Source organism: Streptomyces graminilatus, from assembly GCF_001418565.1.
In the GTDB taxonomy this organism is placed as follows: domain Bacteria; phylum Actinomycetota; class Actinomycetes; order Streptomycetales; family Streptomycetaceae; genus Streptomyces; species Streptomyces graminilatus.
Genome location: NZ_LIQQ01000149.1, coordinates 34,219 through 48,470 on the forward strand (window position 1 = coordinate 34,219; position 14,252 = coordinate 48,470).

The 14,252-nt window shown below is 69.5% G+C and carries 25 protein-coding genes; all 25 read right to left on the reverse strand.

The features are described 5' to 3' along the window. Nucleotides 1-43 precede the first annotated feature (43 nt). On the reverse strand, nucleotides 44-646 hold the full coding sequence (locus tag AOK08_RS45730) for a hypothetical protein (protein ID WP_055526005.1): 603 nt from the start codon (nucleotides 644-646) through the stop codon (nucleotides 44-46). 7 nt (nucleotides 647-653) lie between these two features. Beyond that, nucleotides 654-1,169: a hypothetical protein gene (locus tag AOK08_RS14745; protein WP_055526006.1), complete on the reverse strand. Its 516-nt coding sequence runs from the start codon at nucleotides 1,167-1,169 to the stop codon at nucleotides 654-656. 8 nt (nucleotides 1,170-1,177) lie between these two features. After that, entirely contained in the window at nucleotides 1,178-2,164 is a 987-nt protein-coding gene (locus tag AOK08_RS14750) for a phage tail tube protein (RefSeq protein WP_055526007.1), read from the reverse strand. Between the two features lie 3 nt (nucleotides 2,165-2,167). Beyond that, nucleotides 2,168-2,383 (reverse strand): hypothetical protein, encoded by a 216-nt coding sequence (locus AOK08_RS14755; RefSeq protein ID WP_055526008.1) that lies wholly within the window; start codon nucleotides 2,381-2,383, stop codon nucleotides 2,168-2,170. A gap of 14 nt (nucleotides 2,384-2,397) precedes the next feature. Further along, on the reverse strand, nucleotides 2,398-2,895 hold the full coding sequence (locus AOK08_RS14760) for a hypothetical protein (protein ID WP_055526009.1): 498 nt from the start codon (nucleotides 2,893-2,895) through the stop codon (nucleotides 2,398-2,400). Next, the gene (locus AOK08_RS14765; protein WP_055526010.1) at nucleotides 2,896-3,714 is read right to left on the reverse strand and encodes a hypothetical protein; all 819 of its coding nucleotides are present in this window, start codon (nucleotides 3,712-3,714) and stop codon (nucleotides 2,896-2,898) included. 10 nt (nucleotides 3,715-3,724) lie between these two features. Then, a complete protein-coding gene (locus AOK08_RS14770; protein ID WP_055526011.1) occupies nucleotides 3,725-4,375 on the reverse strand; it encodes a hypothetical protein in 651 nt (216 codons plus the stop codon). After that, on the reverse strand, nucleotides 4,375-4,779 hold the full coding sequence (locus AOK08_RS14775) for a hypothetical protein (RefSeq protein ID WP_055526012.1): 405 nt from the start codon (nucleotides 4,777-4,779) through the stop codon (nucleotides 4,375-4,377). The genes AOK08_RS14770 and AOK08_RS14775 overlap by 1 nt, the downstream gene beginning before the upstream one ends. A gap of 68 nt (nucleotides 4,780-4,847) precedes the next feature. After that, the gene (locus AOK08_RS14780; RefSeq protein WP_055526013.1) at nucleotides 4,848-6,092 is read right to left on the reverse strand and encodes a phage major capsid protein; all 1,245 of its coding nucleotides are present in this window, start codon (nucleotides 6,090-6,092) and stop codon (nucleotides 4,848-4,850) included. A gap of 66 nt (nucleotides 6,093-6,158) precedes the next feature. After that, nucleotides 6,159-7,058 carry an HK97 family phage prohead protease gene (locus AOK08_RS14785; protein WP_055526014.1) on the reverse strand — a complete coding sequence of 300 codons (900 nt, stop codon included), beginning with the start codon at nucleotides 7,056-7,058 and terminating at the stop codon, nucleotides 6,159-6,161. Then, complete coding sequence (locus AOK08_RS14790; protein WP_055526015.1) at nucleotides 7,055-8,383, reverse strand: phage portal protein; 1,329 nt, start codon at nucleotides 8,381-8,383, stop codon at nucleotides 7,055-7,057. Before AOK08_RS14790 ends, AOK08_RS14785 begins: the two co-directional genes overlap by 4 nt. Continuing rightward, entirely contained in the window at nucleotides 8,380-8,613 is a 234-nt protein-coding gene (locus AOK08_RS14795) for a hypothetical protein (protein WP_055526016.1), read from the reverse strand. Before AOK08_RS14795 ends, AOK08_RS14790 begins: the two co-directional genes overlap by 4 nt. Continuing rightward, nucleotides 8,607-10,196, reverse strand: a complete 1,590-nt coding sequence (locus AOK08_RS14800; RefSeq protein ID WP_241826952.1) for a terminase — start codon at nucleotides 10,194-10,196, stop codon at nucleotides 8,607-8,609. Before AOK08_RS14800 ends, AOK08_RS14795 begins: the two co-directional genes overlap by 7 nt. After that, nucleotides 10,159-10,440, reverse strand: coding sequence for a hypothetical protein (locus AOK08_RS14805; protein WP_055526018.1), 282 nt, complete (start codon nucleotides 10,438-10,440; stop codon nucleotides 10,159-10,161). The genes AOK08_RS14800 and AOK08_RS14805 overlap by 38 nt, the downstream gene beginning before the upstream one ends. Before the next feature lie 303 nt (nucleotides 10,441-10,743). Further along, nucleotides 10,744-11,184 carry an AAA family ATPase gene (locus AOK08_RS14810; RefSeq protein ID WP_055526019.1) on the reverse strand — a complete coding sequence of 147 codons (441 nt, stop codon included), beginning with the start codon at nucleotides 11,182-11,184 and terminating at the stop codon, nucleotides 10,744-10,746. A gap of 35 nt (nucleotides 11,185-11,219) precedes the next feature. Beyond that, on the reverse strand, nucleotides 11,220-11,495 hold the full coding sequence (locus tag AOK08_RS14815) for a DUF4873 domain-containing protein (protein ID WP_055526020.1): 276 nt from the start codon (nucleotides 11,493-11,495) through the stop codon (nucleotides 11,220-11,222). A 14-nt stretch (nucleotides 11,496-11,509) separates the two neighbouring features. After that, nucleotides 11,510-11,707, reverse strand: a complete 198-nt coding sequence (locus tag AOK08_RS14820; RefSeq protein WP_157876678.1) for a hypothetical protein — start codon at nucleotides 11,705-11,707, stop codon at nucleotides 11,510-11,512. Nucleotides 11,708-11,712: 5 nt separating this feature from the next. After that, a complete protein-coding gene (locus AOK08_RS14825; protein ID WP_055526022.1) occupies nucleotides 11,713-11,907 on the reverse strand; it encodes a hypothetical protein in 195 nt (64 codons plus the stop codon). A gap of 3 nt (nucleotides 11,908-11,910) precedes the next feature. Then, complete coding sequence (locus tag AOK08_RS14830) at nucleotides 11,911-12,168, reverse strand: hypothetical protein (protein WP_055526023.1); 258 nt, start codon at nucleotides 12,166-12,168, stop codon at nucleotides 11,911-11,913. A gap of 47 nt (nucleotides 12,169-12,215) precedes the next feature. Further along, on the reverse strand, nucleotides 12,216-12,443 hold the full coding sequence (locus tag AOK08_RS14835) for a hypothetical protein (protein ID WP_055526024.1): 228 nt from the start codon (nucleotides 12,441-12,443) through the stop codon (nucleotides 12,216-12,218). Further along, complete coding sequence (locus AOK08_RS14840; RefSeq protein WP_055526025.1) at nucleotides 12,440-12,724, reverse strand: hypothetical protein; 285 nt, start codon at nucleotides 12,722-12,724, stop codon at nucleotides 12,440-12,442. Before AOK08_RS14840 ends, AOK08_RS14835 begins: the two co-directional genes overlap by 4 nt. Before the next feature lie 2 nt (nucleotides 12,725-12,726). Continuing rightward, complete coding sequence (locus AOK08_RS14845; protein WP_055526026.1) at nucleotides 12,727-13,017, reverse strand: HNH endonuclease; 291 nt, start codon at nucleotides 13,015-13,017, stop codon at nucleotides 12,727-12,729. 1 nt (nucleotide 13,018) lies between these two features. Next, the gene (locus tag AOK08_RS14850) at nucleotides 13,019-13,273 is read right to left on the reverse strand and encodes a MerR family DNA-binding transcriptional regulator (protein ID WP_055526027.1); all 255 of its coding nucleotides are present in this window, start codon (nucleotides 13,271-13,273) and stop codon (nucleotides 13,019-13,021) included. A 173-nt stretch (nucleotides 13,274-13,446) separates the two neighbouring features. Next, entirely contained in the window at nucleotides 13,447-13,866 is a 420-nt protein-coding gene (locus AOK08_RS14855) for a hypothetical protein (protein WP_055526028.1), read from the reverse strand. Between the two features lie 148 nt (nucleotides 13,867-14,014). Continuing rightward, complete coding sequence (locus AOK08_RS14860; RefSeq protein ID WP_055526029.1) at nucleotides 14,015-14,194, reverse strand: hypothetical protein; 180 nt, start codon at nucleotides 14,192-14,194, stop codon at nucleotides 14,015-14,017. Between the last annotated feature and the right edge of the window lie 58 nt (nucleotides 14,195-14,252).

The following is a 14,252-nucleotide window of genomic DNA, read 5'->3' on the forward strand; positions in this document are numbered from 1 at the left end:
CCCTCCGTGCGCTGGGATTCCTGGTGCCGCCAGATCCAGGCGGTCAGGCCGTAGAAGTCAGTGACGGTGAGGTCGTCGACGGCTGCGGGAGGGATGTGGAGGAGGTGAGCGAAGAGGGCGAGGTACTCGTCCCGGGCTCGCTCGATGTCGGGGCCGGGCTCGAACCCTCCGCCTCCGGCGGCGTCTGCGGGGCGGGGTCCTCCTCGGCCGGGGTCTCTTTTGGGGAAGGAGCCCGGGCCGCGAGGAGCTGGCGCGCGTGCTCGGGATCAAGGGCTGTTTCGTCCAGACGCGCGCTGATGATGCCCTCGATGACCTCCCAGTCCAGCGGCTCGTCCCCGTCGTCCATCTCGTCCGCCTTGGCCAGCGCGGTGTCGAGCCACCGCTCGATCTCGGCGTTGTCCATCCGGGAGGTCATCTCCGTGACCCCGGGATCGAACTCCCCGAACCGCAGCGACGGCTGGCTCCGCTTCTTGATGACCCAGACGATGCCGCGCATCGCGTCCAAGTCATCGCGCCCCAGCCCGGCAAGGATGTCCTGCCACTTCATATCGACCGTGCGCTGCACGATCGACGCCTCCGACACCTTCAGGCTGGACGCGTCGTAGTGCTCGGGCTCCCCGCCGCCCGGCGTGTAGACGATGATCATGTTGCTCCTATTCGAGTTGCCGCCGCACGTCGTCCAGGACCCGCTCCACCTCGCCGGTGATACGCGCCTGATGTGCACGGACGGTCCTGTCCCACCACAGCGGGGTCGTTGTCTGCTGCGCCCATCGGCGCCGGTTACGGAACACCGGGTGACGCAGCCTGCCTTCGTGGAGGCGGTTGACCACTGCCATGGGAAGGTCGGGCGGCAGCAGGCTCCGGTCGATCCACACGCGGGCGCCGGCCGATCCGCTCGTGGTGCGCACGCTGATCCGGATGGCCTCGGCGATCGCCGCCCGCAGCGGCCGTCGTGTCGGGGACGGCCCGCCACGCTTTCCGGACCCTCGTCCCTGCGAGGTGATGACCAGCCTCCGCACGGTGTCCTGCAGGTCGTCACGCAGCGGCTCAGCGGCGCGCCGGGTGCGGCGCTGCATGCTGGCCCGGAGATTCTCGTGGCCCGCTGCCCGGAGCTGCCGCTGCAGTTCGAGTAGCTGGCCGGTACCGAGGATGCGAACATCGCGGACCACAGCTCACCTCACAGCGTGACGTCCGTCGAGATGATCTCGATCTTGGGCTGGTTGGTGCCGTCGAAGAGCCCCTCGTACTGAAACGTCGGCTTCACCACACCGAACCCGTCGACGCTCGGCGGGCCTTCGTTGAGGCGGATCGCGGGGAGGGTGATGCGGAACGTTTCGAAAAACGTGCTGGCGATCAGGGGGCCGACGAACTCCCACACCATGCTGGTCGCGCCGTCGGAGGTATGCAGGTCGTCGAGGGTGGTCGCGACGTAGTCGGAATCCAGGCTGCCGCTGATTTTCACCTGGTCGTTGCTGATGGGTTCTTTCTTCAGCGCCGACTGGTTGGCGTAGAAACGTTCGGTGTCCTGGGGCCGTTCGATCTTGCAGGACACCTTGCGGATGCCATCGAGCGCCGCCTCCGCACCGAACGTGCCTGTTTTCAGCGCCATCTGCCCGAAGTGGAACGGCGCCATGTTCGAGTAGGAGGCTGCGGCCAGGGTCTGGCCTTCGTCGCAGTCCTTGCCGTCGATCTCGAAGGACCCGGTGAGCATCTCGCCCACCCCGCACGAGAACTCGCCCGACGTGACCTTGCAGCCCACGAACGTCTTGTCCGTGACAGTTCCACTGGTGAGAGGCACCCCCTTCTGGATCGTCAGGCTTTTGCCCGCCGTGTCCGCCAGAGTGTGCGTCTGCAGGTACGCGGCCGTCGCGCCCTGCTGCACCGGTGTGACCGTTGTCCCCATCAGAGCCTGGATGAGCAGGCCCATGCCCTTGTTGACGATCTCCAGGTCGACGGCCCCGCCGGCTTCCTTCCGCGTGATCACACGGCGCGACGACAGCGCCAGGAGACGGCCGGCCGCGATGCCCGCAGACTGGGCGGTCGTCTTCTTCAGGACCAGCGATTCCTTGGTGAACTCGATGAATTTGGACGGCGCCACGAACGTGCCGTATGTGGACTCGGCGCTGATGCCGAGTTGGGCGCCGAGCCCGGATCCGATCCCCATGGATCAGCCCTCAGCCTTCTGCGGCCTGGCCGCGCTCGTCTTCCTCACAGGTACGGCCGCTTCGGCCTTCGGCTCTTCGACCGGCTCCCAGTTCGTGGTCTGGCAGACGTAGCCCTCGAACCTCGCGTCCGGGACCTCGACGACCTCGTCCGGCTCGACGGTCCGGCCCAGCTCGGGCACGGTCACCGGCTCCGGGCCCAGGTAGCGCACACGCGCCATGACAACTCCCTTGTTCAGATGCGGGCGTGGCAGGTCACCGTGAACGCCAGGCCGGCCCGTACGCCCTGGTCGGTGTAGGACTGGCGCAGGACGCCCCGGGTGATGTGCGCCCACAGCACGGCGCCGTTCAGGTTCGGCGCGTCCGGGTTGGACCCCGACGCGCGGACCGCCATCTCCAGGACGCCGAACAGTTCGAACACGCGGTCCCGGGCGGCGGCGACGCTGTCGTCGCCCGACCAGACGTCGATCACCCCGGTGATCGCGAAGTTCTCGTTCCTGGTGCGGGCGCCGGCGGCGTTGAAGTCCTGGGCGATCTCGACGGCCTGGTCGCCGTCGAAGGACCACCCGACGGCGATCAGGTCGTCCCGGGAGATGTCGTCGGTCGGCGGCCCGTCGATGACCTGGACGCCCGGCGGACTGTCAGGGCCCTCCACACCGGGCTGCAGCTCCGGCCGCGCGCGCAGGATCGCCAGGAGCTGGGTGATCGCGTTGGGTACTGCGGACGTCGCCACCTATGCCGTCCCTGGAGGTAGTTGGTCCGGACTGAGCAGTTGCATCGCCCGGTTCGGAATCGCATATCCCAGGCCGGGGATGGGCTCGGTGACGTCGTAGTCGTCGCCGCCCCCACGCTGCTGCGTACGCCCCGGCCCCAGCCGTGTCCGCCACAGGTGCTGGAAGATCAGCTCAGCGGCGGAGCTGATGTTCTCGGTGACGATGAGGCGTCCGGCCCGGTAGGTGACGCGCAGCGGCCCGTAGAAAAGGCCGCCGTTCTTCCGGCGCACGATGCCGTCCGCACCGTCCAGGTCCAGACCTCCCACCTCGTACGAGGTGCCGCCGTCGAGGACGGCCGCCACCGTGGTCAGCGACAGCGCCGGGATCTTCCGCAGCGCCAGGGCCTCCGCCTGGCGAACGTTGTGATCCTCGGTCACCGTGCGGGGTGCGACCGGGCCGACGAACCACTCGACGCACTTCGTGGTGGCGCCGATCCAGCGGCGCACCTCCTCGTCCTGCGACGCGGTGGCGAGCTTGATGTGGTTCTTCGCGTCGGCCAGGGAGAACACCCAGGTGAGTGCCGCCTCGCGGACATCGACGATGTCGGTGTACGCATGCGCCGGTCCGGTGAACACCCAGCGGACGGTGTGCCGTCCGGCCTGGGTGGTGACGTAGTCGGCCCGGTAGCTGCCGGTGTCGGTCTCCGACACGGTGGGGGTGGCGGTGGTGCCGTCGGGCAGGGTCACCGTCACCACCGCGGCGGTGGCGGTGACGAGGGTGCCGGCCGGGCTGCGGCACTCCGCGGTCAGGCGCGCGGTCGCGCCGAGGTCGTACGGCACCGCTCACCCCCTACCAGTCGCGGGTCTCGGGCGCCGGCTCCCCGCCACCGCCCCGCGAGAAGTCCGCCGCCCTCTCAGCCCCGGCCACGCCGCCGGCTGCGGCGTCGCGGGCCCGCGCGGCATCGAGGACCTGGTCGCGGTTCTTGGCGATCCCGGCCCGGTTCTGTCCTGCCGCCTCGGTGTCCAGCACGCGCAGCGCCTCCTGCTCTCCGACGGTGTCGAGGTAGGCGAGCACCTCGCGGTTGCTGTGCTCGTCGGGGTTGAACAGCACGTCCGGCTCCTCGGGGTCCTGGTTCTCCAGGTCCGCCGGATCCCGCTGCCCGGCCGGTACGCCGCCGTCCGTCGGCGGTGCGGGCAGGCGTACGGTGACCCGCCAGCGTGACCAGGACAGGCCGTCGTCCTCGCCGTCCGGCGGCTCGGCCTCCTCGACCTGGGCGTCGATGACCTCGAGCTCCTGGCCGTCCTCGCCGACCACCACTGGCGCCCGGTCCTCGGCGGCGTACCGCACCTCCACCAACCGGTCACCGTCCTCGTCGGCGAGGACGGCGCGGTGCCCGTCGGCCCAACTGGCCGCTTCCTCGTCGCTGACGTCGACGACGTCGCCGGGGGCCCAGGAGAAGTCGGCCCCGGCGATCGCCTCCAGCACTCTGATGCGTGCCATCAGGGGTGCACCACCGGCGCGGTACGCGGGTTCGCCAGCACGACGTGCGCCCCGTACGTGCCGCCCGACGTCGTACCGGACGCGGTCACCGCGACGCGCAGGTAGCGCTTGAGGCCCTTGTAGCCGATGACGAACATCTTGTCGTCGTCGGCCGCCACGATGGACGGCTCCGTGCCCTGCAGCTCGGAGGCCGCCACCGAGGTGAACGTGGTGTTGTCGTCGGACTCCTGCACGTCGACGGCGTGCGTGCCGTCGGTGATCGTCCCGGTGTGCACGACGACCATGGCGTCCTGGAACGCGGCACCGTTCAGGTACCGGTCCACGCCCGTGCCGTTCGCCGAGGCGGTGCGGGTGGCGATCGCCAGGGTGGCCCGCACGGTGATGTTGCTGTACGCGTCCCTCACGACGCGCTCCTTCCTGTCAATGCCGACGGGCCCAGAGCATCAAGCCCCGGGCCCGTGAGCGGAATTGGTCAGCTGGCGGGGTGCGCGTACAGGCGGATCGCGGACGAGTCCTGGATCCCGCCGTCCATGCGGGAGAACCCGAGGAACCCGACCTGCAGGTACTCGGCGTACCGCTCCACCAGGCGCAGCGTCTGCACGGCCTGGACCTGGCGGATGACGTAGCCCGCCTTGAAGTCGCCGAACGCGATGGTCTTGGCGGATGCGGCCGGGACGGGCATCGAGTTGTCGAGGGTGTACTCGAACCCGTTGATCGTGGACGGGAACCCCGGGGCCGGGATCGGCACCCACAGCGGTCGGCCCTGCGTGTCCTTCAGCTTGCGGATGACCTTCAGCATCGAGTCGTGCATCAGGTACCGGCCGTTGGGCCGGTACGCGCTGTCGACGGAGTGCTCGAGGTCGATCAGGTCGTCGTAGATGATCGACGTGACCTGGCCGCCGGCGCCGGTCTTGCCGACCGTGCCGCCGACGGTGAGTCCCTCGGGCTGGTCGACGCCGGTGCCCGTGGTCCACGCGCGGGCCGCACGGCGCCCGATGCGCTCGCCGAGCTTCTTCGGCACCCAGGTCTCCAGCCCGAACGCGGAGTCCTGCAGCAGCGACAGCGACAGCCGCACCTGCTTGGACGAGAAGATGTGCGCCTTCAGGGTCTTCCCGCCGAGCGCGATGTCCTGCTCGCCTGCGGCGATGTTCTCGCCGAGGATCTCGCCCTCGTTGCCGGTGTCGTCGTTCGACGGCCACTTCAGGTCCGCGCCCGTCGACGTGGTGATGACGTCGGCCAGTCCGAGCAGGCCACCGAAGGCCTTCATCGTCTCGGTCATGATGTTGCGGAACTCGTCCGGCACGGTGAACCCGCCAGCCGTGTCGATGCCCGCGCCCATCGCGCGCAGGTCGACCTCGTGGTCCATCATCATGTTCCGCTGGTCCGGCGTGAGCCGGTCCATGCCGCCACGCAGGTAGCGGCCGAACGCCTCTTCGTACCGCTTGGCCTGCTCCTCGGCGTCACCGCCCTTGCGGCCCTCGGGGTCACCGGTGGTGGTGATGATCCCGGACCGGTCGATCTTGTCGAGCGAGGCCATCTTGTTCAGGCGCTCGATGTCCTTCGAGACCTCGGTGAGCCGTGCCTCGGCCGCGTCCCAGTTGGCGCGCTCCTCGGCAGTCCAGTCGCGGCCCTCGCGCTCGGCGAGGTCCTGGATGTCCTGCATCCGCTGCCACGTCTTGTTCTGCTCTTCGACGAGCCGGGTGAGCTGTGCGGGCATGTCTGTTCCTTTCCAGGCATGCGAGAGACCCCAGCCGCCCGGCCGGGGTCTCGAGGTGGATACGGGTTATGAGGAGCTGCGCTGCAGGCCGTAGCGTGCGGCCAGTCCCCTCATGCGGAGTACGCGCGGCTCCTGGCCGGTCCGAGTGGTCTCTGCCGGCTCGGTACCGTCCGCGTCTGCGGGCGCGGTCTCCGGTGTGCTGGTCTCGCGAGTGGACTCACCCGGCTCGCCCTCGACCTGCATGAGTTCTGGTGCCTCCCGCGCCGCCGGCACGACGACGTCGGGGTCCGCGATGTCCTTGCCGACGAGCCGCAGGAGATCCCGAAGCTCCGGCCGGAACTTCGCGCGCTTCTCGATCGCGGCCTGGTCGCCGCGGCTGACGAGCGCGGAAGCCACGCTGGCGAGCTCCGCCTCGGTGTCCTCGTACGCCGGGAACGTCACCGCGCTGACCTCGATGAGACGGACCTCCAGGATCCGCCGGACCTCGACCTGGGCGGTCTGCCCGTTGAGCTCGACGTCCTCCAGCGCCCAGTCGTCCTTGACCACGTAGAACCCGAACGACATGCCGGTGATGTTCTTGTTCCGGACGTTCGCCTTCAGGTCCGACACGTACGACAGGCCTATGTCGAGGGCCGAGTCGACGGGCAGGCCCAGGGCGTCCTCGGCCAGCGCGAGGGTGCCGGCCGATACCCGGGAGACCACGTAGTACGAGTCGTGGTCGATGAGCATCCGGGCGTCGCCCTCTTGGAGGGTTTTGGTGAATGCGCCCGGGGCGATCTCCTCATAGAACCCCCACTTCAGGGGATTCCCGATCGCCGTACGCGAGTTGAACTTCGCCGCGTACCCGATGAACCGCTCACCACCGGCGGCGACCGTGTCCCCCTCGGCGGCCCGGATCGCGACCCCTGCCGTGGACAACGGCAGATGGCGGCGCTCCTCGGCCGTCGTCCTCGTCAGCGTCCTCATGAGCCTTCCTCAGTCTCGTCCGGTGTCTGCAACAGCCGCTGCGCCTCCGCCATGAGCGAGGCCGCCCGCGCCCGGTTCGAACCCGCTCCCGCCGGCTGACCCTCGTTCGGGGCCAGCGGGTTGGAGCCGAGCGGCGCCATGTACATGGGCTGCAGGTAGACGTCACCGCCCTGGCCCGCAGGCAGCGGCGGCATCTCCTCGAGCGCCCTCACGTCGTCCGCGCTGTACGCCCCGACATCCCGCATCGCCCGGTAGTAGGTCGCCCTCGCCTGCGAGTCGCCTCGCAGCAGGCCGCCCATCTGGTAGTTCGCGTACAGCGACGGCGGCAGCAGCTCCTTGGTGATTCGCTGCTCGGTCGGTGTTAGCCACGTCGGGTTCAGGTCGAACGTCACCCAGCCCTGCGCCTGCTGCTCCAGCCCCGTGCCCCACGACGTGCTTTTCTCCGTGGCCATCAGCAGGAACGGGGGGACGCCGAACATGCGTGAGACCTCGGTGACTTGGAACTGCCGCGACTCGAGGAACTGCGCGTCCGTGTTCGGCATGGTCACGGGCTTGAAGCTGGCCCCGGAGTCGAGCACGGCGATCTCGTGGCTGTTGTGGACGCCGCTCATCTTGGCTTTCCACCGGGCCTTCAGGCGTTCGGCCTGGTCCGGTTCGAGGCGCTGCTCCGTCTGCAACACGCCGCCGACCATGTTCCCCGAGCCGAACAGCCGCGCCGCGGACTTCTCCGCGGCCTGCGCCAGCCCGATGCCCTGCGTCGCCAGCCGGACCGGCGAGCAGCCGGTCAGCCCGTCGTACCCCAGCCCGGGGATATGCATGATCTCGTAGGACGTCCTGCGGTGGGTGACGCCCCAGTCGTCCGTGATCCAGAACCACTTGCCCGTCGGGTTGCCCTCGCTCGGCGGCTCCCGCTCCACCTGCACACGGTCCGAGGACACCGGCCACAGCTCCCGGATCTGCCCGCCCCCGTTACGCACCTTCTGCACGTACGCGTTGCCCCACAACACCCGGTACAGGTACGCGAACCGCCACAGCTCCACCGGCGTCAGATCCGGATGCGGATTCCGCAGCAGCTCGAACGGCGCCCGTTGCCTCGTGCCTTCCTTGTACGTCGGCAACGGCAGCGCCGACGACACCCCCGCGATCACCGCGACCGCACGCCACACCGCCGGCATCCGCAGCGCCGACGTCTCCGACACCGACATCCCGGCATCCGACCGCACACCGCCGAGAAACTCCGCCAGGGCGGCGGAGGTGAGCGGCTGCGCCGGACTCTCCAGGCTCCTGCTCGTCCGCCCGCCGAACAGGCCGAACAGTCCCGTCACTGCCGCTCACCCCCCGCCGTATCCCCGCCATGCCGCCCCGCAGCGGCACGCCTGTCAGCCGACGCGCGCTCGCACGCCAGCACACCCAGCACCCCGCCCACCACCAGCCCGGCCGCCACACTCCACAACGCCAGACCCACGACGACGACCAGGACGAACAGCGTCTCCAGGACCACCAGCCACCGGTCCGCCCCGGGCCCCTGGCTTGCTTCCGGCTCGTCCTTCACCACAGGTTCGGCGCCCCTTCCGGCTCGACGTCGTGGTACTGCTCCCAGCCCCACAGCGCGTACGTGGACGACACCAGCGGGGACACGTCCACGCCGTCGTTACGGCGGGACCACAGCCACGCGTCGCCCACTTCACGCTTGGTCGCCCCGGCCAGGGCGACCGCCATGGGCGCCTGGTCCAGGTGCTGGAGGTTCTGGCTCTGCACGCGGTCGTAGAACTGGCCGCACGCCTGGGTGAGTTCGCGGACCTTCGGCGCCACCACCAGGTGATCCCGGCCCCGGCCCTCAAGGCGCTTCCGCAGCAGCGGGGCCAGCGATCCGGCCGGGCCGCCCTCGTCGATCACCCACACGCACGGTGACCACTTCTCGTCCCGCTCGGCCGCCCAGTCGATCACCCAGTCCGTACCCGGCCGGTGCTGCACCACCTCGATGTGCCGGCCGTCGTCGCCCGTACGCCCGGCCACGCTGATCGACGACCAGGTCCGCTCAGGGTTCGTGTCGATGGAGAACGCCACCGGATCCGCCAGGTCCGACTCGCGGACCCTCAGCGCCCGCCACGGGGCCTCCGCGATGACCTGCCACGTCTCCTCGGCCTGCGCCGGGTAGTCACCCTCACCGAGCCGCTCACGGTTGAACAGATCAGCCCGCATCGTCGCCAGCTCCCGCCGTACGGCCTGCACCCGGATCCGGATCCCCAGCGCGGGGTTGACCCGCTGCCACGTCCGTACGTCCGCCCGGTCGTCGTGCTCGTCGCACACGATCCGGCGGTTCTCGTCCCTCGGGCACTCCCGCTTGTGCAGATCCGCGGACCACTCCAGGTACGTCAGCGACTCGTCCGGCAACGGACTGTCCGCCAGCGCCCGCGCCCGCAGCAGCGCCAGTTGCTCGCTCTCCGCCCCGATACCGGCGCTGCACGTGTAGACGAGCTGCGGGTTGCGCCGCGCCGACATGATGGGCAGCAGCGCGCCGATCGGCGCCGCGCGCAGCGACATCGCCTCGTCCATCACCACGAGGTCCCCGGAGAAACCACGACCTGAGCTGCCGGTTCTAGCCAGGAACAGGATGCGGGCCCCGTTGTGGAACTCGAAGCCCTCCTCGCCGTGCGCGCGGACGACGCGCTTGACGCGGCGGCTGAGGGCGTAGGAGCCCTCGATCATCTGGTCCAGGCGGCGGAAGGACTCGCGGGCAGTCTTGAATTCGTGCGCCGTGTGGACGACGAGCTTGTCGCCGAACAGCATGACGCCAGCGACCTGGCGGGCCTCGAGGTATCCGCCCTTGCCGTTCTGGCGGGTGACGTTCTGGACGACCTCGAACGATGTCCACCGGCCCTCGCCGTCCTCGGCGAGCGAGTGGTGCAGCCCGAGCTGCTGCCACGGATCGAGCATCAGCCCGGCGTCCGCCGCGAGCTCGATGGCCTCCTGGCCGGCCGGGGAACGGAAGTCGAGGGCGGCCTGGTCCTCGGCACCGGCCCAGCGGCCGGTCTCGATGCGCCGGTAGTGCGGGGTGGAGATGATCCGCGGGCTCTGGCAGCCGATCGGGTCAGGGCTGTTACGCGGTGTGGCGGGGGCGTCGAGCAGCAAGCTCATCGATCTTGTCCCCCCTGTTCTTCGGAGGCGCCAGCGCTCGCACAGCGTTCATGTGCTGGCGGAGCTCCCGGGCGGCGGCTGCCACCTCCTTGGGGTCCTGGGTGGAGTCCATGAGCTTGGCGAGGCGCAGGGACGCGGCGGCCGAGGCGTTGTTCTCGGGGGAGACACCCAGGTCAGATAGCTCGGCCTGGGTCGCTTTCGCGACGGCGCCCGCGCGGACTCGCTTGGCTCCGGGCTCGCCCATGATCGACTCCGATCTGACGCACCATCACAGACGGTGACGAACGGCGATCATGACGGAGAGTGACGGGCGCCGGAGTGGTGATCATGGTCGCTAATTGGGCCGAACTCGGTTCACGGTGATTAGTGATCGGCTCGGGGAGAGATCCGGGCGACAAGGGCGTTTTGGGTCGCCCGGTCTCCTCCGCAAGTTTTGATCCACTCTCTCCCGCCCGGCCGAGACCGATCATGATCAGGGCGAGCGGCGGCCCGCCGACGGGCTCGGTGTAGCAGTCCGTAACGGGGGTGCGGCGGGGTGTCCCGGGGGTCACCAGTCGCGCGACGACTGCACCGGGGCCGGCGCCGCTCCGCTGGCCCGGTGCTGCCGGTACCAGCGGGTGACCACGCGGTTCATCGCGCTCGATCGCATCGCTCGCACGCGCTCGCGGACCACTTGCTCGCCCGGGTCGACGGTGACGATCTCGGCACCCAGACGCTGGTAGCGGGCGCGCCAGGTGTCGCTGGGCATGGTGTGGATGAGGTAGACGTCGACCTGGTCGCGCACCTCGAACGCCTCGTTCATGGCGGCGAAGCGGGCCTTGTGGGCGACGCGTAGGTGGATCGCGTCCTGGCTCCATGCCGGTGCGCCGGGGCCGGTGAGGGCGCGGGTGATGCGGTCCAGGTCGATCACGATGTCCGTGGACTTGGCCCGGGCGTCGATCCAACTGGACTTACCAGCGGCTGGCGGGCCGGTGACGACATACAGCACGGTGCGTCACCGCCTCTGGGCCCGCGTGCGGCTGGTCAGTCCCCGAAGGGCGCCGGTCCGCTGCCTTGGATGTCCAGCCCAGTCAGGGCTGCCCCGGAGCGCACGGCCATGAAGGTGCCTTCGCGGCCGTCACCGATGCGCAGCTTGGTGACGCCGGCCTCGAAGATGTTCCAGGCTGTTTCTTCGTCCTGGGCTTCGAGGGAGCCGTACCACTCCTTCAGCGTGCCGTCCGAGGTCAGGGTGAGCTGGGCGGTGACCTGGTACTCGGCGTCGTCTGTCGTGACCGTGGCGGGCCCGTCGTATGTCGTCATGGCGCCATCATGGCTCAGGCGTGGGATGCCGGGTCGATTCCGCGATCGCCGGCGGCGAGGCGCTCGGGCTGGCGGCAGATGTTCCAGTCACAGGGTGTGCCGGGTTCGATGTGCCAGCACTGCACCTGCTGTTCGTCGTCCTCGGGCGACTGTGACGGCGTGAAGCGGGCGTCGCGGTTGTCCAGGCGGACCGTGACGCGGTCTGTAGCCATGTGTGTCACCCGACGAGGGGTTCACAGGCAAGCAGTTCGTGTCCGCGCCGTTGGTACCACTCGTCGAGGGCGGCGGTGACGGCGTCTCGCATTTCCTCGACCACGTCGTCGGCGTACATCTGCTCGCCGTCCTTGTGGGGCAGGTTGTCCGGGCTGTGCACGGTGGCCGCGACCGTGAAGTCGCGTAGCTCCTTGGACACTGTTCACCACCTTCGTGGGTGTGGTGCGGCCCTGCCGATGCAGGTGGGATTGTGCTGGCCGAGGCGGCAGGCGATGCGGCGTGGCGCAACGTAGGCGAACTCGCGGGGCTGGTGGAGGGCGTAGCCGAGCCACCATGTGAGGCTGCCGGGGCGTCTTGCTGTCCATCTGGTGTTGCGGGGTGTCAGGACGTGGAGTTGGCCGCGTTCGACGATGTGGGCGACGCGGGCGCGGGCGGCTTCGTAGTCGTCCTCGTAGCTCATGGTCACCGCTTCCTGGAGGCTCGCACTGTCTGGGCGCGTCTGGTGTGTTATCCCGGGTCGATCCAGTCCACGAGGGCGTGTTGGGCACAGGAGTCGCAGCCGCCGCAGCCGCAGTCGCGCGGGCCGAGCTCGGCCCGCATGCGGTCGGCGATGGCTGTGAGTAGCTGGTTGGCGATCTCGTCCCGGTGGAAGACGAGGGCGATCAGGTCGACGCGCCTCAGCTCGGTGACGACGACCTGCTGGGGTGTGGGGAGGCTGCTGCTCGGGCTGGTCATCTGCGTGGCCTCCGGCGTGCTCGGCCTTTGCCATCTCGTAGGACCCAGAGCGCGAACCTGAGGCGCGCCCGCAGGGGCTGGCCGACGAGGGCGAAGGCGCTGAAGACGTCGAGGGCGATGTCAACGTGGTCGTGGTCGCGGTGGTGCTTGGCGATGGCGTCGACGTAGGAGCGGACGTCCAGGGCGTCCTTGCTGCGTCCCTCGCGGCGGGCTTCCGCTTCGTCGAGGGCGCCCGCCAGGTGCCACTTGTACTCGGGGGTGCCGCGCTTGGGGATCGCCATGGTCACCACCTCCGTGATGCGCGTACGGGCTGGCGTTGCTGGTCGGTGCGGTTGCCGCGGGCGCTGTTGCAGCGGCGGTGTGCGCTGCGGGCGTTGGCGGGATCGAGGAGGTCGCCGCCTCGGCTGAGGGGGGTGGCGTGGTCGAGGGTGAAGGCGTCGCGGTGGCGGCCGGCAAGGGGGCCGGTGATGTCGTAGCGGATGTCTTCGCCGCACCACCAGCAGGGAAGGCGGAGGGCGCGTTGCTTGGTGCAGAGGCGGCGGTAGGGGCGGCCGTTGCGCGGGTTGGCGGCCATGTCAGGCGGCGACGCGTCGTACGGCGGCGGTGTTGAGGCGGGCCTGGCGGTGGGCGGCGGCGATCTGCTGCTGGGTGTAGATGCGCCGGCCGTGCTCGTCGTGTTGGGGGTTGGCGAGGTGGCCGCGGCGTTCCCAGGAGTAGATGGTCTGGGGGCTGCCGCCGATGAAGGCGGCGGCTTGGCGGATGGTGAACCAGATGGTGCCGTCGTTGGTTTCGCGGCCGTGGGAGGGTGCGCGTTCTGCGTCTTGGGGCATGTGCGTACCCCCTGACATGCGGAAACCCCGCTCAGAGGCGGGGTCTATGTGGTGTGTGGGCACAGGTGTGCTGTTGGCATCGGATTATGCAGTGCTGATCGTCTCCGTGTCCAGGAGGAAGCCCCTGCGGCTGGCTGCGGGCGTGGCGTGGGGTGTCACGAACGTGTCCAGCGCTAGTTGTCCCGCAGACCGTCCAGCATCTTGAGCTTGTCGAACTGGCCGTCCTTGTCCGTCCAGCCCAGACCATCGATCGCCTTGGCCGCCAGCAGCGCGGTGTAGTCGTGCTCCGAGAGCGGCTCACACGCCTCCGGCCTGCTTTCCCCGCCCTCCTTGGTCTTCTTGTCCACCGTGTCGAACGCGTCCTTGGCCACGCTCTCGTACCCGGACCGGACCATGGCTGCAAGCGTCTTGTCGAACGCGTCGACACGCTCCTCCGCTTCGCTGACAGTCGGCTTGTCCCCGGACTCGCCTCCGGTCCTTTCGGTGAGTGCGGCGCCGCAGTCCTTGGCGGTCTCGTCGCCGGACTTCGAGCAGCCGACCGTCCCGACGACGAGCAGGCAGGCGGCGAGTAGTGCGGTGGTGGTGCGGCGCATGGTCCCCCCAAGGACATCGGTGCGCGGATCGTAGCGGTCGGCACCGACGCTGCGGGCGAGAATAGGGCAGCCCCACCGCGACGGGGCGCGGCGGAGCTCCCGGGTACAGGGCGTTACCCAGCGTGGTCCTTCGGTGTGGCAGGCGGGGTTAGTCGTCGTCCTGGGCGAGGGCGATCTCAACTGCTTTGATCTTCCCGCTCGTTGAGACGTGGGCCCTGATGGGGTTGTCGCCGGGTACGGCGGCTTTGCGGGCGGCGTCGACGAAGGCGGCGAGCTCGTCGAGGGTGAGGTCTTTGTCTTCCCCAGTGAACTTGAGTGCGGCAGGCATGGGTCCAGGATGGGGTACGGGGCCCCGCTGCGGGTGGGGTTCGCGGGCGGGGCCTGGG